Source organism: Nocardia aurea (genome assembly GCF_003123685.1).
Taxonomy (GTDB): Bacteria; Actinomycetota; Actinomycetes; order Mycobacteriales; family Mycobacteriaceae; genus Nocardia; species Nocardia aurea.
The window spans coordinates 53,587-73,695 of the sequence record NZ_QCYJ01000137.1; the positions used below are offsets into that span (position 1 = coordinate 53,587).

Annotated in this window: 22 protein-coding genes; 10 read left to right on the forward strand and 12 right to left on the reverse strand. The window is 66.2% G+C overall.

The annotated features are described in order from the left end of the window. Positions 1-80: 80 nt before the first annotated feature. Both DAT37_RS45845 and DAT37_RS36315 read left to right on the forward strand, forming a co-directional pair. On the forward strand, positions 81-302 hold the full coding sequence (locus DAT37_RS45845) for a helix-turn-helix domain-containing protein (RefSeq protein WP_269814829.1): 222 nt from the start codon (positions 81-83) through the stop codon (positions 300-302). Positions 303-360: 58 nt separating this feature from the next. Beyond that, the gene (locus tag DAT37_RS36315) at positions 361-1,029 is read left to right on the forward strand and encodes a nitroreductase family protein (protein ID WP_109529476.1); all 669 of its coding nucleotides are present in this window, start codon (positions 361-363) and stop codon (positions 1,027-1,029) included. 138 nt (positions 1,030-1,167) lie between these two features. On the opposite strand, the gene DAT37_RS36320 is transcribed toward DAT37_RS36315, so the two are convergent. From DAT37_RS36320 to DAT37_RS36355, 8 genes are all read right to left on the reverse strand, one after another. Beyond that, positions 1,168-2,427 (reverse strand): acyl-CoA dehydrogenase family protein, encoded by a 1,260-nt coding sequence (locus tag DAT37_RS36320; protein ID WP_109529477.1) that lies wholly within the window; start codon positions 2,425-2,427, stop codon positions 1,168-1,170. Further along, on the reverse strand, positions 2,424-3,551 hold the full coding sequence (locus DAT37_RS36325) for an acyl-CoA dehydrogenase family protein (protein WP_109529478.1): 1,128 nt from the start codon (positions 3,549-3,551) through the stop codon (positions 2,424-2,426). The genes DAT37_RS36320 and DAT37_RS36325 overlap by 4 nt, the downstream gene beginning before the upstream one ends. Positions 3,552-4,051: 500 nt before the next feature. Further along, complete coding sequence (locus DAT37_RS44510) at positions 4,052-4,201, reverse strand: hypothetical protein (RefSeq protein WP_157978874.1); 150 nt, start codon at positions 4,199-4,201, stop codon at positions 4,052-4,054. Positions 4,202-4,315: 114 nt separating this feature from the next. Next, on the reverse strand, positions 4,316-4,918 hold the full coding sequence (locus tag DAT37_RS36330) for a hypothetical protein (RefSeq protein WP_109529479.1): 603 nt from the start codon (positions 4,916-4,918) through the stop codon (positions 4,316-4,318). A 197-nt stretch (positions 4,919-5,115) separates the two neighbouring features. Beyond that, on the reverse strand, positions 5,116-5,319 hold the full coding sequence (locus tag DAT37_RS36335) for a zinc-ribbon domain-containing protein (RefSeq protein ID WP_109529480.1): 204 nt from the start codon (positions 5,317-5,319) through the stop codon (positions 5,116-5,118). A gap of 208 nt (positions 5,320-5,527) precedes the next feature. Beyond that, on the reverse strand, positions 5,528-5,911 hold the full coding sequence (locus DAT37_RS36340) for a DUF6188 family protein (RefSeq protein ID WP_109529481.1): 384 nt from the start codon (positions 5,909-5,911) through the stop codon (positions 5,528-5,530). A gap of 423 nt (positions 5,912-6,334) precedes the next feature. Beyond that, positions 6,335-6,772, reverse strand: a complete 438-nt coding sequence (locus DAT37_RS36345; RefSeq protein ID WP_109529544.1) for an SRPBCC family protein — start codon at positions 6,770-6,772, stop codon at positions 6,335-6,337. 319 nt (positions 6,773-7,091) lie between these two features. Next, positions 7,092-7,595 (reverse strand): winged helix-turn-helix transcriptional regulator, encoded by a 504-nt coding sequence (locus DAT37_RS36355; RefSeq protein WP_109529483.1) that lies wholly within the window; start codon positions 7,593-7,595, stop codon positions 7,092-7,094. Positions 7,596-7,688: 93 nt separating this feature from the next. On the opposite strand from DAT37_RS36355, the gene DAT37_RS36360 reads away from it, so the two are divergent. The 4 genes from DAT37_RS36360 to DAT37_RS36375 all read left to right on the forward strand — a co-directional run bounded on the left by DAT37_RS36360 (position 7,689) and on the right by DAT37_RS36375 (position 10,317). Then, on the forward strand, positions 7,689-8,390 hold the full coding sequence (locus DAT37_RS36360; RefSeq protein ID WP_109529484.1) for an SDR family oxidoreductase: 702 nt from the start codon (positions 7,689-7,691) through the stop codon (positions 8,388-8,390). Between the two features lie 26 nt (positions 8,391-8,416). Continuing rightward, on the forward strand, positions 8,417-8,842 hold the full coding sequence (locus DAT37_RS36365; RefSeq protein WP_109529485.1) for a tautomerase family protein: 426 nt from the start codon (positions 8,417-8,419) through the stop codon (positions 8,840-8,842). 12 nt (positions 8,843-8,854) lie between these two features. Continuing rightward, positions 8,855-9,733: an NAD(P)H-binding protein gene (locus DAT37_RS36370; RefSeq protein WP_109529486.1), complete on the forward strand. Its 879-nt coding sequence runs from the start codon at positions 8,855-8,857 to the stop codon at positions 9,731-9,733. A gap of 266 nt (positions 9,734-9,999) precedes the next feature. After that, positions 10,000-10,317 carry a hypothetical protein gene (locus tag DAT37_RS36375; RefSeq protein ID WP_109529487.1) on the forward strand — a complete coding sequence of 106 codons (318 nt, stop codon included), beginning with the start codon at positions 10,000-10,002 and terminating at the stop codon, positions 10,315-10,317. A 57-nt stretch (positions 10,318-10,374) separates the two neighbouring features. Here the strand turns inward: DAT37_RS36375 and DAT37_RS36380 are convergent, their stop codons facing one another. The 3 genes from DAT37_RS36380 to DAT37_RS36390 all read right to left on the reverse strand — a co-directional run bounded on the left by DAT37_RS36380 (position 10,375) and on the right by DAT37_RS36390 (position 15,062). Continuing rightward, positions 10,375-13,077 carry a branched-chain amino acid ABC transporter permease/ATP-binding protein gene (locus tag DAT37_RS36380; RefSeq protein ID WP_109529488.1) on the reverse strand — a complete coding sequence of 901 codons (2,703 nt, stop codon included), beginning with the start codon at positions 13,075-13,077 and terminating at the stop codon, positions 10,375-10,377. 1 nt (position 13,078) lies between these two features. After that, positions 13,079-13,801 (reverse strand): ABC transporter ATP-binding protein, encoded by a 723-nt coding sequence (locus tag DAT37_RS36385; RefSeq protein ID WP_232840217.1) that lies wholly within the window; start codon positions 13,799-13,801, stop codon positions 13,079-13,081. A 70-nt stretch (positions 13,802-13,871) separates the two neighbouring features. Continuing rightward, positions 13,872-15,062, reverse strand: a complete 1,191-nt coding sequence (locus DAT37_RS36390) for an ABC transporter substrate-binding protein (protein ID WP_109529489.1) — start codon at positions 15,060-15,062, stop codon at positions 13,872-13,874. A gap of 775 nt (positions 15,063-15,837) precedes the next feature. Between DAT37_RS36390 and DAT37_RS36395 the strand changes: the two genes are divergently transcribed. Genes DAT37_RS36395 through DAT37_RS46305 form a run of 4 tightly spaced genes read left to right on the forward strand, consistent with a single transcriptional unit; the run spans position 15,838 to position 19,079 of the window. Further along, positions 15,838-18,159, forward strand: coding sequence for a sensor histidine kinase (locus DAT37_RS36395; RefSeq protein ID WP_198654615.1), 2,322 nt, complete (start codon positions 15,838-15,840; stop codon positions 18,157-18,159). Then, positions 18,156-18,593: a roadblock/LC7 domain-containing protein gene (locus DAT37_RS36400; RefSeq protein WP_109529491.1), complete on the forward strand. Its 438-nt coding sequence runs from the start codon at positions 18,156-18,158 to the stop codon at positions 18,591-18,593. Before DAT37_RS36395 ends, DAT37_RS36400 begins: the two co-directional genes overlap by 4 nt. Beyond that, complete coding sequence (locus tag DAT37_RS36405) at positions 18,590-18,970, forward strand: DUF742 domain-containing protein (protein ID WP_109529492.1); 381 nt, start codon at positions 18,590-18,592, stop codon at positions 18,968-18,970. Before DAT37_RS36400 ends, DAT37_RS36405 begins: the two co-directional genes overlap by 4 nt. Continuing rightward, positions 18,951-19,079, forward strand: a complete 129-nt coding sequence (locus DAT37_RS46305; protein WP_332873384.1) for a hypothetical protein — start codon at positions 18,951-18,953, stop codon at positions 19,077-19,079. The genes DAT37_RS36405 and DAT37_RS46305 overlap by 20 nt, the downstream gene beginning before the upstream one ends. A 361-nt stretch (positions 19,080-19,440) precedes the next feature. Here DAT37_RS46305 and DAT37_RS36415 read toward each other — a convergent pair whose 3' ends face one another. Beyond that, complete coding sequence (locus tag DAT37_RS36415; RefSeq protein ID WP_109529493.1) at positions 19,441-20,088, reverse strand: hypothetical protein; 648 nt, start codon at positions 20,086-20,088, stop codon at positions 19,441-19,443. Between the last annotated feature and the right edge of the window lie 21 nt (positions 20,089-20,109).

Consider the following 20,109-nt stretch of genomic DNA (forward strand, 5'->3'; position numbering starts at 1 on the left):
CTCGACTTCGTTCTCGATCGCGCCGAGCCCTCCTCGCCGAGCGGCCTGCTCGACCGGGAAACGTACACTATCGGGAACTGCTGTCCACCTTACGAATCCACATAGGCAACGACCTCGACCGACAACGCACCGCGGCCCGACTCGGCGTCCACCCCAACACCGTCGACTACCGCTTGAAAAGGGTTGCGCGACTCACCGGCCACGACCCCGTCCCCAGCACAGGAATCTGGAAGCCGACTTCGGCGCTGACCGCCTACGGCTACCACACCGCTTTACGATCGGATTCCCGATCCGTCACGTGAGTTCGCACGACAACGTGCGGCTCTCGACATCGTCGGCCATGTCGAGTACACCGATGCAATGCCCTCTTCGAGTGACGATATCTGGCAAGTGTTGTCCACCGCGCGTTCGATTCGCCGATTCACCGACGAGCCGGTCGACGACGCGACGCTCGAGCGTTGCCTACAGGCCGCGACGTGGGCGCCGAACGGCGCCAACGCGCAACTGTGGCGATTCGTAGTCCTCGACGCGCCCGAACAGCGGGCCGCGGTGGCACAGGCGGCCCGGATCGCCTTGCGGTCGATCGAATCGATCTACGGGATGAGCAGGCCCGACGACAGCGACCAGAGCCGCGCAGCACGGAACAATCGCGCCACCTACGAACTGCACGACCGTGCGGGTGAATACACCTCCGTGCTCTTCACCGCGTTCAAGAACGACTTCTCCTCGGAGTTTCTGCAGGGCGGTTCGATCTATCCCGCGGTACAGAACTTCTACCTGGCCGCGCGTGCGCAGGGGCTGGGGGCATGTCTGACGAGCTGGGCTTCTTACGAGGGCGGCCAGACTATCCGCGAGTCGGTCGGCATTCCCGACGAATGGTTTCTGGCCGGGCACATCGTTGTCGGCTGGCCGCGCGGGCGACACGGTCCGGTACGTCGGCGCCCCCTCACCGATGTGGTCTTCCGCAACCGCTGGGATACCGAACACGCCGACATCACCTTCGGGAGGGGCGCCCGCCCCAGAGGCTAGCCGACATCGACACCTCCGAGATTCGCCGACGTCGCTTCGACTGTCTATCGGGGCAACCCGACCTTCCGTGACGAGGCGCCGTGAGCCGAACCCTGGTGCCGACAGGGCCTTTCGGCTCGGAGGTCCGGCCAGGTTTGTTCACCCCGGGCCGGAACCGCGGACCTTTCCGCGTGGTATCTCACGAAAGGTGAGGTTGCCGTCGGGGGCCGGCTCGCGCGGCATGCCGAGGACGCGTTCGCTGATGGCGTTACGTGCCATCTCGGTGGTGCCGCCGCCGATGCAGGCGACCTGACGCATCAGGAAGGCCTCGCCCGCGCCGACGAGCGCGTCATCGTCCTCGGGCCACGCCGCCGCCGCGCAACCGGCGATATCGGCTCTGATAGTGGCTTGGCGCACATTCGCGACACCGTGGAAAAGCCTGCCGATGGCGGCGGATTGGTCCGGCAACACCCCGGAGGCCAAACCGACGGTGAGTCGATCCTGCAGGGCCGAACCGACGAGGTCGAGCATATGCGCTTCGCCGAGCAGCTCACGTACGCCCGGATCGTCGACGTTGCCCGCCGCTCGCGCGACATCCACCATGGGGGTGTCGACGATCGCGGGCCGATCCGCCCGGGTGACGTGCGGCGAGTTCGCGGCCATCCTCTCGTGGAACATCCACCGTCGCCCGACCGTCCAGCCGTCGTCCACCGCGCCGACCCGATCGCTGTCGGGAACGCGGACATCGGTGAGGAATTCCTGACAGAAATCCTTGGCGCCGTTCAGCATTTCGATCTGGTGCACCTCGATCCCCGGTTGATGGATCGGCAGGATGAACACCGTCAGTCCGCGATGTTTCGGTACATCCCAATCGGTGCGGGCCAGACACAGCGCCCAATCCGACCACCAAGCGCCGGTGGTCCAGATCTTGGCGCCGTTGAGGATCCAGTCCTCGCCGTCGCGGACGGCCGTCGTGACAGCACCTGCCACATCGGAGCCGCCGCCGGGCTCGGACAGGAACTGCATCCAGATCTCCTCCCCGCGCAGGATGGCCGGGATATGGCGCGACTTCTGTTCCTCGGTGCCGAAATCCAACAGCACCGCCGCGCACGGCGACATGGTCGGCACCTGGAACCGGGTGGGATACTCGTAGCCGAGCAGTTCCTCGTTGAACGCCTTCTGGTGCGCGCCGGTCAGTCCCTGTCCCCCGTACCGGGTGGGAACGGCGATACCGGCGAAACCGGCCTCGTAGAACTTGTTCTGCAACCGGCGGTCGTAGGCCACGGCCGCCAGTTCCGCGTCCCTGTCCACGCTGCGCAGTCCGGCCGCGGTCTCGCCGCGGTACTTTCCGAGTTCGGCCCGGATCCATTTCCGCGCGCGTGTGCGGAAGTCCTCGACGGACTCGACCTGGTCGCTCATGCCGAAATCCTTTCTTCCACGACACGGTTCGCGATCCGCCGACGATGTTCGGACGGGGTGCCGTGCAGCATCCGATTCATCGTGGCTCGGCGCAGGAACAGGTGCAGATCGTGCTCGAAGGTCAACCCGATGCCGCCGTGCAACTGGACGCAGTCCTGGAGCAGTTCGACACTGTGTTGACCGATATAGGCCTGGGCCGCACTCGCCAGCGAATCCGCGTCCGGGCGCCGATCGGCCACAGCGGCGGCGGCGGTGTCGGCGATGGCGTGCGAGGCTTCCAGCCACGACGTCATATCCGCGAAACGGTGTTTCAACGCCTGGTAGGAATTCAGCGGACGACCGAACGCGTAACGATCGGCGGCCCACCCCACCGTCATGTCGAAACCGACCTGCATGGCTCCCACTGCTTCGGCGCACTGGACGACCAACGCCACCTGTAGTTGGCGTTCGATCCGCTCGGCCGCGCCGCCGAGCTCGCCGACCGCCGCGCCGCCGGGAACGCGCACGTTGTCGAACACCACCGTGCCGAAACGGCGGACCAGATCGATCGAGCGCAGCGGCGTGACCGAGATCCCCGGCGTGTGCGCGGGCACCAAGACCTGGGTGAGCCCGTCCTCGCTCTGCCCGCTCACCAGGAAGTACTGCGCCGACTGCGCCGATTCGACCGGACGTTTCACGCCGTCGATCACCAGATCCGAACCGTCGACCCGAATGCGCAGGCCGTGTGCGCCGAGCGTGTGATGGGGCGGCGGTTCCGCGTAACACCAGGTCGCGATCGCCGATCCCGATCGCAACTCCTCGAGCACATCCGGATGCGAGGCGGTCTCGTGCAAGGCGGCCGCGACGACGTTGACCGGGACCAGCGGACCCGGCGCGCTGTGACGGCCGAACTCGTAGGCGAGCAGGGTGAGGTCGACCAGCGGGCGTCCGCTGACGCCTTGGCCGTCGTCCTCGGCCAGCAACGAGGTCCAGCCCAGGTCGGCGCCGCGACGCCAGTAGTCCTCGTCGTATCCATCCGGATGCTCACGCAACGCGCGGATCACGGTGACGGGGACGTGGGTGGTGAGGTATTGCGCGGTGGTCGACCGGAAGAAGTTCTGGTCGGACGTCGCATCCAATAGCATCGGTCAACTCGTTCCTGTACGGATCCGGCATCTGAAACTTCGACCTCGACACCGCACGCGTCGATGCGGACCATCCCGACACGACCGGTCGGTGGCGGTACCGGATCTCTGCCGCGCACGTCGGCCGCGAGACCGCTCGCTGCGAGCCGTCCGGGTGTCACGGCCCCCGGAAGGGTGGTCTGATCTGGACATGTCGGTACCAGGGTTCCCATCGACGGTGGAGGCAGAATGAACGGAGTCGCACCGGCACACGACGCACCGGCATCTCCACGCGGTTGATCACCCTTGATTAATCGAACGCTCAACATTTACGGCAGATCGTCCGAACTTGTCAAGAGACATGGATCCGGCCCGGTTTCTCACCCGGCCGGCTCGGCGCGCGAACACCGGACGTCGGTCGTCGCCGACCACCTCGATCCGCATGCTCGAACTGCGTCCGCACGGCGATCCGTGCCATACGTCGCCGGAATCGATCCGTGCCCGCATCCGGTACGCGGCGACTACGACGGCGCGGTGGCCGATTCGGTGGGCCGGTGGTGGCCGCACCTGCGCGGCCCGGTGTGCAGGCGCATGTTCATCGAGGCACCGCGGTCGAGTTCGTCGATGAGTCGGTCGGCGATAATCGAGCGTTGGACCTTCTTGTGGTTCACCGTCCAGCCCTCGCCGCGGGCATCGTGACAGGGGCGTCGGAAGCATTGTCGTGGAGGGGATTCCGCCCATCCACGCAGGCCGCACTGCCTCCCGAGGCGGCGACAGACGGTTGGTCAGGGCTGACCGGTGACGAACGCCTGTACAGCGTTGAAGAACTCCGGACCGCCCATGATCGAACCGCCGACGGTTCCGCCGACCAGCACACCCACGGGGATGCTGACGCCCCAGATCAGGACCAGACATGCTCCGAGAAGGCCACCCACGATGGCGCCGCCGACGACACCGGGCATGTTCTTGTTGATCTGCTCCACGAGTCGGTCGTAGGAGCTGATGTCTTTCGCTTGCGCGACACCTTCCACGGGCGGCGTCAGCGTCAAGGTACGGCCGTCGGCGGCGATGTGGTGCGCCATCGTGATCGAGCGGCCGTCGGCCGAGTACGACCGCGGCACTTCCAGGACCGCCGCTCCGTCGCCCGTCTCGAGCATCACCGCGCCGTTACCCGCGAGTTCGAAGCTGCCGTTCTCCACGGTGGCGGTGACGACCTCGTCCACCGGCGAAACGGTGATCCGGTAGCCGATCCCGTTGTCGACGCCCGAAATTGTTGCTTCCCGGCCTGTTTCGTTCGACGCGGCGGGTCCCGCCTGGGCGGTCGCCATCGTGACGGCCATGGCCGAGGCTGTCACGAGAACAGCAGCGGTCGTCTTTCCGAACTTCATTCGTCGAACCCCTCTACTCAGGTAACTCTGATAGGCGGATCGAGTCGGACCGCGAACGGTCGTCGGCGTAGTGCAGGAGTGTAGCCAGAAAGTATGGGGTTACGGATCGGCGGCATGGTCGAGTCCTGAAGTCGCCACGATGTCCCACTCGCCGATTCCGCTACCCTTCCGCCGGTGCCGCCGCCGATCCGGGTGCTTCAGACGGCGATGGCGGCGCCACAGATCCCGCAGGACTCGAACTGCTTGCGGCCCCAGCGCAGCACCGGGATGAGGAAGATCGTGAGCTGGGTGTACTCGCACAGCCGGGTCCACTGCGTGGTGTTGTGGCAACGCGGGCAGGTCCGGGTCCCGCCCGGGCCGAGGGGCTTCTGCTTGCGGCCGTATCCGAAGAGGAGAAACACCCCTCTCAGCGTAGCCGGGACGCGGGCAGCGCTCGCGGCCCGCGGGTATGTGTGCTCGATCCAGACCGAGAGGTGGTGCCGCTCATATCGGAGCGGACGGGTCGGTGACGGCCTCGGCCCCTCCGGCGACAGAAGCTGCTGGTAGTGGACTGAGGTGGCACTCGTAACTGTCGATCGACACCACGGCGAGGCGTCAGACGACAGTGAGTCACGCCGGGCTGTCCGGTCCGCCGCCGAGCGGGCAGAAGTACCACGCCGCATCGGGAAGGCTGACGGCCCATGCCTCATACCGTGGGTGTGGGCGGCATACGGCGCGTGCGCCGTTGTCGAAGCCGATGGTCAGTTCCCAGTCCCGAATCTGTACATCGGTGACTCGACGGCGCAGGAGGCCGAGGACCGGACCCGCAGAGAGCGGATCGTCTTCGACCCGGACGTCGGATTCGCCGCCTGCCTCGTCGGTGAATCGAAAGTCGGTCAGGTCGACGAAAATTCCCAACTCCCCGGGTGGACCGAGGTCGAACATCAAGCGCAGCGACGACCAGACCCATACCTGTTCGACCTCGAGGCCGATCAATGCATCGAACTCACCCATGACAACGAGAGTGCAGGAAGGTGCGCGTGACCGCCATCGGATTGCTGCGTGCCCAGGGTTCGTGAGACGGCAAGGAGATCCGCACGAATGTGATGGGTCAGGTTGTTGCCGGGCACTTGCGGGGTGCGTGGAGGAACTGTGGGGTGCCGGCAGCGAACGCCGATACCGCGACACGGCGGCCGGATCCCCGCGCCGAGGTGCCTTTCGCGCTGATCGGGCGCTCGCCGGGTCGGGTGCGATCCGGCTTCGGATGTCGACCGGATCGGCGACCCTTCACGGGGCTGTCGGTGGGTGATTCCCACTTCGATGTCGGTGGTGTCGGCGGACCGGGCGGTCGAATTCTCTTGTCATGCGGCTGGGGGTGGGGTAGGCACTGGCGCAACCGAATTCGTCGAGACGCATTCACGGCAATCCTCGAGCTGTCTATTCATCGGGCGGTTCTCGCAAGCGCGATGCCTGATGTCTGTGCCGGGCCATACGGTCGATGCGGGCAAGGGCGATCTCGAGTACGGGCACGTAGGCCGGTGCCCACAGCGGTGCCGACATCGACGCCCGGCATCCGTCCTCGGCCGGTTCGACTTCGTGGACGGTGGCGGGGATTCCGGCAACTGTCCACGCCCAGCGGCGTCCCGGGACGAAGTCGGTGATGACGAACGGCAGACTCACCCCGAACAAGGTCTTCACGGCGCCGCGCGTACCCGCGGTCAGCGCAGCGTCGTCGTCGTCGAAGGTAGCGGCACTGACGGTGGGACCCCACCGCGGCCAGGCCGTGAGATCGGTGAGCAGTTGCCACACCAGATCCGGCGGGACCGGGATGTGGCGGTGCACGGTCCAGCGCCGGTCGCGCAGCGTCGGTGTCATCCCCTCATCCTGGGGTGCGCGTCGCACGATCACAGGGAAGACGCCTTGGTATCGGCTTTTCCGAACGCTTCCCTCGGAGATCGACTCACCCGAGCTTCCGTTTCACCAGGAAGCGCTGCCCACCTGCGGGTGCGTGAGTGCCTGGTCTGTGAACTGCCGGCCGTCGGACCCGAATCGGTAGCCGCGTTGATCTCGCGCGGGCACATCGTGCGTGTCGTGGCGGGTACCGGGCACAACATCCACCCCGACGATTTCGACGACTTCCCAACCGCGATACGAGACCGACTCCGACAGAGAGTAATTCACTCGTCGGCCCGGTTCACCGATCCGAGTCGGCATCTCGGCCACGGCGCCAGGCCGGGTTCACGGTGATGCGGATTCCGTCGGAGGACTTTTCCGGCCGCGCATCCGCGGTGACACGCACGCGCACGGGTTGACCGGTGTCGCTGTCGATGAACGACAGCGGCGGGCGGCCGTTCTGCAGGTATTTGTCTCCCCACTGCATCAGCGAGAGGAATACCGGCAGCAGGTCCTCACCCGCGTCGGTGAGGTGGTACTCGTCGCGGGCACGGCTGCCCGGTTCCCGGTAGGGGACGCGCGTGAGGACACCTGCGACTTCGAGCTGTTTGAGCGCTCGTGACACCGCGGGCGCGGAGGTGCCGACACGGGCCGCGAAATCTTCGAATCTGGTTGTGCCGTAGAAGCATTCGCGAACCACGAGAAGCACGGTCTTGGTGCCGAGCAGGTTCAGCACCCGCTGCGCGGAGCAGCCGTCACCGGCCGACCAGGCATCCCGGTCACGCAATCGCTCCTCGAACTCCATCACCACCTCCCCATTGTAACTAACGCTTGCGTTATCCAGCTGGATCGTGGTTGCATCTAACTAACGACATCGTTACTCAGATGGAGGTGTGCTGTGGTTTCCGTAGCGGACAAAGTGGCCGTAGTGACCGGAGGCCGACGCGGCCTCGGCGCGGCCCTGGTCGACGAACTGCTGGCCCGCGGGGCGCGCAAGGTGTACTCGACCGCGCGGACCGCCTATTCCGACGACAGGCCGCGGGTGGTCACCGCCGAACTCGATGTGCGCTCGACCGAGTCGGTCGCCGCTCTCGCCCGGATCGCCGCCGACGCCGAGATCGTGTTCAACAACGCGGGCACCCTGTTACCCGCGGCATTGCTCACCGGCGATCTCGCCGAGGTCACCGAGACGTTCGACGTGAACGTCTTCGGCCCACTGCGGGTGACCCGCGCCTTCGCGCCCATCCTGGCCGCCAACGGTGGCGGGGCATTGGTGAATATGCATTCGGTACTGTCCTGGCTGGCTGGGAGCGGCGCCTACGGCGTCTCCAAGGCAGCCGCGTGGTCACTGACCAACTCGCTGCGACTCGAACTTGCCGCCCAGCACACCCAGGTCCTCGGCGTGCACGCGGGTTTCATCGACACCGACATGGTCTCGGCCATCGACCGTCCCAAGGCCGCACCGTCGGACATCGCCACGCGCATCCTCGACGGGCTACAGGCCGGACAGACCGAAGTACTGGCCGACGAGGTCACCGTCACCGTCAAAGCGGCGCTGTCGGGCCCCGTCGAACACCTGACCTTCTCCACCGCCCGCTGAGATCACCCGAGGAGCATCGAAACATCATGCCGCTGTGGACGATCCACCACTCCCCCGCGATCTTCACCGACGACGACAAACACCGGCTCGCCTCCCGTATCGCCGACCACTACGAACAGGTCGGACTCCCCCGGTTCTACGTCATCACACTGTTCCACCAGACCCCACCCGAGGACTTCTACGTCGGCGGACAACCCACCCCGGTCGGGGTCCGCATCACCATCGACCACATCGCCCGACACAACCCCGACCAACAGGCCCGCCGCCGCACCGCCCGCTGGATCAACGACATCCTCACACCTCACCTGCAACAGCACACCGATCTGCACTGGGAATTCCACGTCGACGAAACCAGCGCCGATCTCTGGATGATCAATGGAATCGCGCCGCCACCGGGTGGATCCGACGCCGAAAAGACCTGGGCGGAACAGAATGCGACATCCGCCTACTGAAAGGAGGTAGAGATGACCGTGCTGATCCCTGCCATCACCGGGCAGGTGGCCTCCGGCCTGGCCGCGCACCTGCGCGCGGCCCAGGTGCCGGTGCGGGCGTTGGCCCGCGACCGCGCACGCGCGGAGTCCGCGTTGAGCAGCCTCGACGGAATCGAGTTGGCCGTCGGAGCGCTCGACGACCCCGACCTGCTCTCCGCCGCTTTCGACGGCATCGAACTCGCGTTCCTTTCGGTCGGAACCGACCCGCGTCAAACCGAGTTGGAGAAGGGATTCATCGACGCCGCGGCGACAGCGGAACTGCCCCATCTCATCAAACTCTCCACCATCGACTCCGCGCCGGATTCGCCGAACCCGGTCGGACGATGGCATGCCGAGATCGAACAGCACCTCACCGAAAGCGGCATCGCGCACACCATCCTGCGCCCCGCCTACTTCACCACCAACCTGCTCCGCACCGCCGCGCCCTCGGTCGCCGCCACCGGACGCTGGTTCGGCACCTCCCCGACCGGGGCCATCGCCATGATCGCCCCTACCGACGTCTCGGCAGTCGCCGCAGCCATCATGGGCGACCCGACCCTACGTGGGCGCACCTACGAACTGACCGGACCCGCGGCCCTCACCCTCCCGGACGTCGCCACCATTCTGACCGACCTGCTCGACCGCGAAATCTCCTACATACCGACCACCGCCGAAACCATGCGCGAGGCCATGGCCCGACGCGGAGTCCCCGACTACTACACCGAAGTCGCTCTCGGCATAGACCGCAGCGTGCAAGCCGGACTGCACGCGCCCCTCACCGACACCGTCGAAAAACTCCTGCACCGCCCCGCCACCGACGCACGGACCGTCCTGGCCGAGCGGCTGGCGGCCTTCACCGCGGCCCCCGCATGAACACATGGACTCTCGAGCACCACGACCGCGTCGCCGTGCTCACCTTCAGCAACCCGCCTCGCAACACGACGGACTTCGCGACGCCGCAACCGCCCTCGGTCACGAACGCGAACTGTTCAGAGAACTCGCCACCACCAGTCGAGCCCTACGACAATGGCGCCCACCCGACCCACACGCAAACAGTTGGACTCGCCACTCGTGACACGTAACGTGCTGCCTGCCAGACCGATGAAATCCCCGACAGCAACGACACGACAGGGGAGCACGTGACCAACTCGTCGCCACATACGCCACCCACCGCCCCCTTCACCCAGCCGTTCCTCGCTCAGACACCCGCTCCGACCTACCCGCCCGACTACGAACCGCGTCCTGTCCAGGACCCGAACCGGGCACATCGCTCACGGTCGAAGATTCCGACCTGGCTGTGGATAGTCGTCGGCGGAATCATCCTGCTCGGCGCCATCGGCGCCGGCGCCGCCGCGTTCGGCGAAGCACTCGGCAGTTCGATCGGCAGCATCGGACCGACCACCGACCATCGGGAAGGCCCCACGGCCCTCGAAAACCTCGCTGTCACAGTCCTCTGAGCCGAGGCCGGACCGTAGGCGACTCCGCCTACGAGAAAAGCGACCCTCTCGCTGCTGTCACGGCACCACCTCGGCAACGAGACTCTCGCCGATATAAGCGCGACGGACCGCGTCGCTCTGCCGGATGTCGGCGGGGGTTCCTTCGGCGATCACGCGTCCGAAGTCCAAGACAACCACGCGGTCACTGTTGTCCAGCACCAGCTTGACATCGTGCTCGATCAGCAGAACACCGATGCCCCAGTCATCGGCCAGGCGTCGGATGAGACGACCCAATTCCGCACTCTCGTATTCGTCGAGGCCCGCCGCGGGTTCATCGAGCAGCAGTACCGATGGCCGAGCGGCGATGGCACGCGCGATCGCGACCAATCTGCGGCGTGCGTAGGACAATTCCTCGGGCCGCTGATGCAACACGTCGATGAGATCGAGTTCCTCGACAGCGGCGGAAACGGTGTCGGTGACCCGCGGGGTCCCCGCATGGAACAAACCGGTGAGATAGGCCAGACGGTCTTGTTCCTCCGACGAGGCGAGCAGATTCTCCCGCACCGTGAGATCGTCGAACAATTCCAGCGACTGGAACGAACGGACCAGTCCGGCGCGCGCCCGGCGATGCGGGGGCCATGCCGTGACGTCGCGGCCGTCGAGAACGATCGCGCCCGAACTCGGACGGTTGTATCCGGTGATGGCATCGATGAGCGTCGTCTTGCCCGCGCCGTTGGGGCCGAGCACCCCGACGACCTGTCCGGGCGCGATCGTCACACTCACTTCCGCGAGCGCGGTGAAAGCGCCGAAAGTCTGGGTCACCCCGCGTACTTCGAGTGACTTGGGCGCGACCGGTGAGCGAGGTCCCGCGACGATGGTGGGCGGTTCGTCGCGCGCCCATCGGGACCGGAGACGGCGGACCGGTTCCATCACCTGGTCGAGCACTCCGTTCTGGTTCGCGATCAGCGTGATCACCAGCACGATGCCGGTGATCAGCGGCACGTACTTCACGAAACCCTCGTCCGAGGAGGTCGCGGCGGAGGAGGTGTCGAACAGCAGAACCGCGACACCTCCGGGTACCAGCAGTGAACCGACGAGCGGACCACCGATGTATCCGACGCCGCCGATCACCGTGATGACCAGGACCGTGATCGACATATCCGGGACGAACAACTGCTGATAGAGAACGGTGGGATAGCTGAAGCCGAACAGCACACCGCCCACGCCCGCGATGCCGGCCGACAGCACGAACGCATAGAGCTTGTTCTGGAATACGCTCACCCCGATCGCCGCGGCGGCACGCTCGTTGGTACGCACCGCGAGCAGACGTCGCCCGACTCGTCCGCGTCTGATCGTCGCGACCACGGCGGCGAGAACCAGGAACCACGCGGCGCACAGCAGGCTGTAGTTGTCCGCGTGCGTGATCGGGTCGACATCGACCCCGAGGAAACGCAACGAGGAGATCTTCGTTTGGAACTCCCCGCCGGTGTATTCACCGTTGCTGAACAGGATCTGGTGCAGCGCGAAGCCGAGACCGAAGGTCACCACCGCGAGGTTGACACCCCGGGTGCGCAACGCGGGCAGACCGAAGAGCAGTCCGAGCAGCATCGCTCCGACCACTCCGGCGAGCAGGGCGAGCTCGAACGGCCAGTCTCGCGCGGCCGCCAAGCGCCCGGCCACGTACGCGCCCGCACCGCCCAGCGCGAATTGCGCGAGGGACAGCTGCCCCGCGTAGCCCGTGAGCACCACTGTCGAGAGCCCGATGATGGCGAAGCACAGGGACACGATCAGGGCGGGGTACCAGTCGCTGGGCGCCGCGTAGCGCAGCAGCGCCACGATCGCCACCGCGATCGGTACGACGATGGCGGGGTGGGCGCGGCCGGTCCCGACACGCGGCAGACGATCGGCGGCGGTGCCACGCACGGGCAACCCTTTGCCGCGCACGACCAACACGATGACGATGACGAGGAACGGCACGGCGTCGGCCACGCCGGTCTGGTCGACATAGCGGGTGGTGAGCGCCTGGACGATGCCGATCGCCAAACCACCGGCGAGGGCCAGGTGATACGAACGGAATTGCGCGAGTAGCGCGGTCGCCAATCCACCGACGATCAGCACGCTCATCTGGGCGATCGAGATGAACCCGGTCGACGTCGCCGGGAACAGGGCTCCGGCCACACCGGCCAGCGCTCCGCCCAGCCCCCAGGTCAGCGCGGCGAGCAGATTCGGTGACCACCCCAGCGCCGCGGCGGCGCGGGAATTCTCGGCGGACGCGGTGAGCGCGTTGCCGATTCGGGTTCGGAAGGTGGCGATCGACAACGCCACCGCGATCACGACCGCGATGCCGACCAGGTAAAAGTTCTGTTTGCCGACGATCACATCCGAGGCGATCCGGACGGGACCGGACGGCACCGGCAACGGCACGGTGCGCTGTTCGGCGCCGAACTCGAGCAGGATGGCCTGGATCAGGACGGTGAGCACCCCGAGTGTCGCGATCACCCGGGCCAGCGGACTCGCGGTCCGGAGTGGCCGCATCACCAGGACCTGCACGAGAAGTCCGGCCGCGGCGGTGCCGAGCACCGCCACTCCGAAAGCGACCGGCCAGGAGACATCGTGCTCGGTGCGCAGATCCATCACGATGAAGGCCCCGAGCAAGGCGAATCCGCCGTGGGCGAAATTGATGACACCCGATCCGCGGTAGATCAGCACGAGTCCCAGCGCCAACAGGACGTTGATAGCGCCGGTTCCGAGACCGATGAGAGCGAAGGTCAATACATCCATGTCAGGCCTCCCCTGAGATGTAGTGGGCGGCGATGTCGTCGGCTCGCGCGCGGAGTTCGGCGCCGGATCCCGACATCACCACGCGGCCGCGATGCAGCACATACGCGCGGTCGGCGATCTCGAGTGCCTGATGGACGTGCTGTTCGACGAGTACGACGGCCGTACCCCGATCGGCGGCCGACCGCAGCACCGACAACAGCCGGCGCACCACGATCGGCGCCAGACCCAATGAGAGTTCATCGGCCAGGATCAATCGTGGTTCGGCGGCGAGAATGCGGCCCAGGGCAAGCATCTGCTGCTGGCCGCCAGAGAGCAGTCCGGCTTTCTTGCCGAGGTGCGGTTCGAGTTCGGGAAAGAACTCGATCGCCCGTTTCGCTGCGCCGCGTCCGAGTCGCAGATTCTCCCAGCCGGTCAGATCCATGAACACGCACCGGCCCTCGGTCAGGTATCCCAGACCGTGTCGCGCCCGGTGATCGAGGCGGCGGCGGACACCGAGGCCGAGTACCTCGACCGTTCCGCCCATCGGCGCCAGCTCTCCGGCGAGGGCGAGCAGGGTGGTCGACTTGCCCGCGCCGTTGGCACCCAGCAGCGCGACGACCTCGCCCGCGTCGACGGTCAGGTCGACGTCCATGACCGCGGGTGTTCCCGCGTACCCGGCGGTGAGCCCCTTCGCGCGAATGACGGATTCGCCGATGCGGCCTACCGGTGGTGACATGACACTCATCTGAATTCTTCCTTGCCGATCGGACGGACTCGAGCTGTGCCGCCCGAATCTCGGTGCGGCACAGTGTCGATCAGCCCGCGAACAACGCGGTGAGGTTCTCGAAGCCACCGTCCTGCACGACCGTGCCGTCCTTGGCCTTCACGAAGGTGATGTTCGGGTTGAAGACGCGATCGAGACCAGGAACCGGGAATTGCTTGGTGAAGTCGATCGGCGCCGTCACGCCTCCGGCCTTCGCGCTACTGGTCTTGTCCAGTCCCACGATCACCGACGCCGCCGAGATATCGGTGACGCCTGCGAGTGCCTCGACCAATACCTGGTAGGAAGCCCAGGTGTTCTGGTTGTACGGATAGGTCCAGTCGACCTTCGACGACGCCGCCTCGGCGGCGTCCCACGCGGGATCGGTGGCGACCACGAAGTTCACCGCGGACGTCGCGCCTTCGAGCGCGTCCTTCGCCCCGCGGAGCACCTGATCGTTGAGTGCGCCCTGCAGGGCGTAGTACCTGGTCTTCTCACCGAGTGTCCGGCTGGCGGTCGCCAGTGCGACCACCTGATCGTTGGGGAGGCCGACGATGGCGCAATCGGAATTGCCCGCCGACTTCGCGACGCTGCTGAAGTCGGTGGTGGTCGTGGGCACCTTGATGTGGCCGGCCTGCTGTCCCTTGGCACTGGAGATGCCGAGGTTGATCAACTGCGCCGCCTTCTCCGCCGTCGGCACGTCGTAGAGGACCATCGAGGTCGACGCGCAACCGTCGCGTGCGGCGCGCGCGCCGATACCCGCGAATGCCGCCGCGCCCGACACCAGCGGATAGGACACCTTGCTGGAGAGTTCCTCGGCCGAGAAAGCGGGGGCGCCGATCCACGGAATGCCCGCCTTCTCCAGGATCGGGATGATCGTGCTGCCGTTGGTGGTGAATCCGCCCAACACCGCCACCGCCTTGGCGTCGACCGCCCGGCGTGCGCAATCACCCGCCTGATTGGCGTTGTTCCCGTCGTTGCAGGCGATGAGTTTCACCTCGTGCCCACCGAGTCCGCCCGCGGCGTTGATGGTTTCGACGGCAGCCTCCGCGGCGGTGATCACCTCGGGTGTGTTCATCGCCGCGGATTTGACCGGCGCGAGCGTCATGACCGTGACCGGGTCACCGGTAAAATTTCGTGCGCCGCCGGTGGTTTCGCCGTCGGAATTGCTTCCGCATGCGGCCAGTGTGAGCAGCACGATCGTCCCGCCCGCGATATATCGCAGTCTCGAGGTGGTCGAAGGCATGTTGGTCCAACTCCTGTCGTGTGTAGCGGAAGGGCACTGAACGTGACCTGAACCACTTTTCGATCGAGTGGCGATAGCCTAAAGTCTATAGGTCATAAACCGCAAGGCTTTAGGTAAATTGAGCGTTGAAATACTGTTCATCAGGCAATATATGGCCACGCATACAGAGACGGACCGACGCTGATCCGCCCGGGTATCGGACGAAGTCACCTCGAACGTCGCCGACCGATTTCATAGCTGTCAGCTATATACGAGATCGTGTCGTCGTCGGGCAGACGCGGGCCACATCGACCCCAACGGCCTCCGGTCGGCCATCGGCGATGATCACGCCACCCGGTTCGACCTCGACACCGACACCGCACAGGGGCATCGATGAAACCCGCAGCGACACGGTGCCACACGTTGACAGCGTCGCCGGAACTACTCTACGGTCGCCCGCAGAATAATCTAATGTTCGAAGGTTAAAGCGGACAACCACCTCGCCTGCCCACCGAAGATTCCGCCAGAAACATATTCAGCGAACTCGCCTATCACCGGGAACCTCCTTGATTCGACACTTCTCGAAATGCCCAGTGCCACCGACGAACACACCACGTGATACCGGAAGTCCCGCGCCGGTCGCCCGCGCATCGACACGTCCTGCCCGGCCGGGCGCGCCCACGCATTCGGCAGGGGTGGAGAACGGTTGCGGGTCATGCGGATTTCGATAGGACGACCGGCGGATTCCGGCGCCGACCGGTGGCGTGTACCGCGCGGGAAGAGCATACGAACGCGGGTGCTGGCCATCGCGCTCGTGCCCTGTGTGGCACTGCTCGGCACGGGAACGATCATCATCCTGGTCCTGACGAAGGACGCCAGAGCGACGAACCGCTGGTCGGTGTACCTCGACGAACAGGTCGACCCGCTGGCTACTTTCGTCACCGCCGTCCAGGAGGAACGCCTACAGAGTCTGTTCGCGATGAACGCCGACCCGCGAGCGGCATCGGGATTGGCGACCCATCGGGCGAAAACCGACGCGGCACTGGCCGCGCTCGGTCGGATGGGCGTGGAAATGCTGCGACTCAATCCGCAGGCTGTCGCGCGATCCACTCCTGCCTTCGTCGAACTGGCCGCCAGAACACCGGTCGTCAGACACTCGGTGGATATGGGTCAGGCCGATATTGCGGCGGTGGACGATTTCTACCGAGCACTCGCCGGAACCGTCGGCCCCGGGCTGGAGGATCTGGCGCGCTATACCCCCGACCCGTTGACCGCCACCGAGGAGATGACCGCCGGGAACCTGGTCGAGACGGCCGAACTCCATTCCCGTGCGGCGGCCATCGCGGCGGCGGTCACCGAGTCCGGCAGCCCGCTCGGGTTCGACGAACGGCGCACAGTCACCGAGCTCGTCGGTGCGTACCGGCACCAACTGGACGCGCTGGGCGCACGGCTGACCGACGACGGTCGTCAGCGACTGGCCCGGCTCACCGGCAGCGCCGAATGGCGTACCGCGACAACAGCGGAGGACGCGCTCGCCGAGCGCGGCGTTCTTCCGGTCCCCCATGCCGAGTTTCTCGCCGCGGAGCGGGCGATCGATGTCGAACTCGTCGGCCTGTTCCGCGACCACGCGCTCTACGCGAACACATTGGCCACCGCCGCCGCCGATCGTTCACTCGAGCGAGTCATCTGGGCGGGCATCGGCGTGGCCGCCACCGCGATCAGCGCGTTCGTACTGGCACTGCTGCTGGCCAACCGCCTGGTCGCTCGCCTGCGCTCGCTGCGCTCGCGGACACTGGAACTGGCGAACGAGACCTTGCCGTCGATCATCGAACGCCTGCACGACGGACAAGCCGTCGATGTAGCGGCCGAAACCACGATCCTCGACCACGGACTCGACGAAATCGGCCAGGTAGCAGCGGCATTCGGCACCGCCCAACGCACCGCCATGACCGCCGCCGCCTCCGAAGCACGCACCCGCGAGGGATTCAACAAAGTCTTCCTCGACATCGCCCACCGCAGCCAGGTCGTCGTCCGACGCCAACTCGACGTCCTCGACATCGCCGAATCCAAACAAGACGACCCCGAACACCTCGAACTACTCTTCCAACTCGACCACCTCGCCACCCGGGCGCGCCGTAACGCCGAGAACCTGCTCATCCTCGGCGGCGGCCAACCCGGACGCCGCTGGCGAGACCCCGTCGCACTCGAACAGATCGTCCGCAGCGCGGTATCGGAAACCGACGACCTCACCCGCGTCAGCGCGATCCGGCTTCCGACGACCCACGTCCTGGGCAACGCCGTCGCCGACCTCATCCACCTGCTCGCCGAGCTGATCGACAACGCGGCACTGTTCTCACCACCGCAATCGCTGGTGTCCATCCACGGCAACCTCGTCGGCCGCGGCGTGGTCATCGAAGTCGAGGACCAAGGACTCGGCATCCGATTCGACGAACGCGAACGCCTCAACGATCTGCTCCGTGAACCGCAGGACTTTCAGGAACTGGCACTCGCGGGACAACGCCACCTCGGCCTCTTCGTCGTCAGCAGACTCGCCAAACGCCACGCCCTCACCGTCAACCTCCAAGAATCGGCCTACGGTGGCGTCAAAGCCATCGTCCTGATCCCGACGGCGCTGCTCGAAATCGGCGACGGCGACGCCGATCCCGTCCCCGCGGTGTCCACACGCGCGCGTCGCGCACTCGATCAACCGACGCGGAACCGAACAGAACAGGTTCCGCGACTGTCCGCACTCATCTCCCCGCAGGTGCCACCGTGGCCCGACAACCGGTCCCACGAAGACCGTTCCCCCGACGGCCTCGCCCGCGAACATCAGCGAACGAGTTCCGGCGACGAGCCGGGGATCGCGCCGGCCGACGTCACCGCGCGCACCGGCCCTCATCGGCGTGCACCACTTCCGAAGCGGCGCAAACAGTCCCACCTCGCACCGGAGCTACGCGTGGACGAGGAGCCACCCGAGATCGTGTGGCAATCCCCCGACCAGCGCCGCCCGGCGACCGAGGTCCGCCGGTCGATGGCGTCCTTCCAGAAGGGCACACGCCAAGCACGCACGTCCACCACGAACCCGAACCGAGAAGCTGGAAACGGACCCGCGACATGAACAACACCACGGCGACCAACGCCCGCGACACACTCGACTGGCTCCTCGACGGCTTGGTCGAACGCACACCCGGCTCCGAACACGCCATCGTCCTGTCCGCCGACGGCCTGCCACTGGCCCGCACCCGCACCCTGCACCGCGAGGACGCCGAACATCTCGCGGCCATGGCCTCCGCCCTACACAGCCTCGCCCGCGGAGTCGGCAGCCGATTCGACAAAGGCGCGCTGCACCAGACCGTGGTCGAACTCGCCGAGGGCTATCTCGTGGTCACCGAGGCGGGGCAGGGGGCGTGTCTGGCGCTACTGGCCACCATCGAGGCCGACCTCGGTCTGATCGCCTACGAGATGAACGTCATCATCGGGCAGGTCCGCGACCACCTCACCGCCCTACCCCGCACCCACTCGGGCACACTGCGCGTCCCTCTGAAACCGTGACCCGCTACGGCGAGCAGGGCTGGGAATTCGGCGACGACCCGGGACCATTGGTCCGTCCCTTCGCCGTCACCCGCGGCCGAGCCGGACGCGACCTGCACACCCTCGACATCCTCACCCTGGTCGTGGCCGTCCGCACCGAACACGAGGCGGCCACTCTCGACCGGGAGTACGGCGAGATCGTGCGGTTGTGCCAAGGCAGGCCGCTGTCGATCGCCGAACTCGCCGCCCACCTCAACCTGTTGCTCGCCGCCGTCAAAGTCCTCGTCAGCGACCTGATCCATTCCGGGCACGTCATATATCGGTCCCCCACCCCACCCACCGATCGCGCCGACCCCCGACTCCTGCAGGCGGTACTCGATGGCATACGCAGAATCTGACTACGTCGATCCCATCAAACTCTGCGCGGTCGACGCGCTCGAGATCCTCATCGCGGGCGGATTCGGCGTCGGGAAAACGACTCTGGTCACCACGGTCAGCGCGAGATAACACCGCTGCGCACCGCGGAAAACTGACGGCCATCGGGGCATCCCTCGACGACCTTACAGGCGTGCAAAGCAAGACCACCACCACCGTCGCGCTGGACTTCGGCCGCATCACGCTTAGCCCCCACCTGGTGCTCTACCTGTTCGGCACACCCGGACAGCCGTCAACTGCTTCGATGACGCCGACATCTACGACGAAGACGAAATTCGTCGAGCCCTCGATCTGCCGACGATGTCTCGATCCCCCTCCGCGATGTCCGCGACCGCGAATCGGCCAAACAGGTCCTGATCCACCTGATCGAACACCTCATGACCTCCGTCGGCGTCACGCCGTCGCGCCCCCTGCCGAGCGCGTACCCCGAGTTCTAGCGGGGTGGATCGGTGGGGCCGAAGGCCGGGCCGATTCCGCCGATATCGGAGATGGTCCAGTTGTTCGCGCTGTCGAGGCTCAGTTGATAGGTGGCCGTGGACTGGATTCCCTCGGGAGCCTGGCTGTTCTTGGTCAGAATGCTGACGAAACAGTCGACCGAATACACCCCGTCGTCCACCGAACGCACCTTGGCCGCGATCGGCTTCGCGGTCGAAACCCATTGCAGCGGAATGATGATCTGCTCCATCGACGTCGCGGCCTGGGTGAGACGCCCCGACAGTTCCTGGCTGGTCCCCTTGGTCAGACGCGTTCGCCAGGTCGACAGATCCTGGAAGTTCATTTCCGCCGCCGCCGTGGCGTAATCGAGCGCGACCTGCTCGGCACGGGCCGAATCGGCCGCCGCGGCGTGTATCGCGTCCAGGTCACCCGACTCACGGTGCAGCTGCCACCCCAGCACGCCGATGGTGGCCGCCATCGCGAGCACGACCACTCCGGACACCAGGGTTTTGAGTTTGATCGCGGAATCGCCCGCGTCACGTCCACGGCGCAGGATTCCGGTCCATGCGGGAGCGGATCGCGTGGGTTGGGCGGCGACGGTATCGGCGTCCTCGCGGGCGGGAGGCAGGTCGGTTGACTGGGTCATGATGTCTTCCTCTGAAAATGG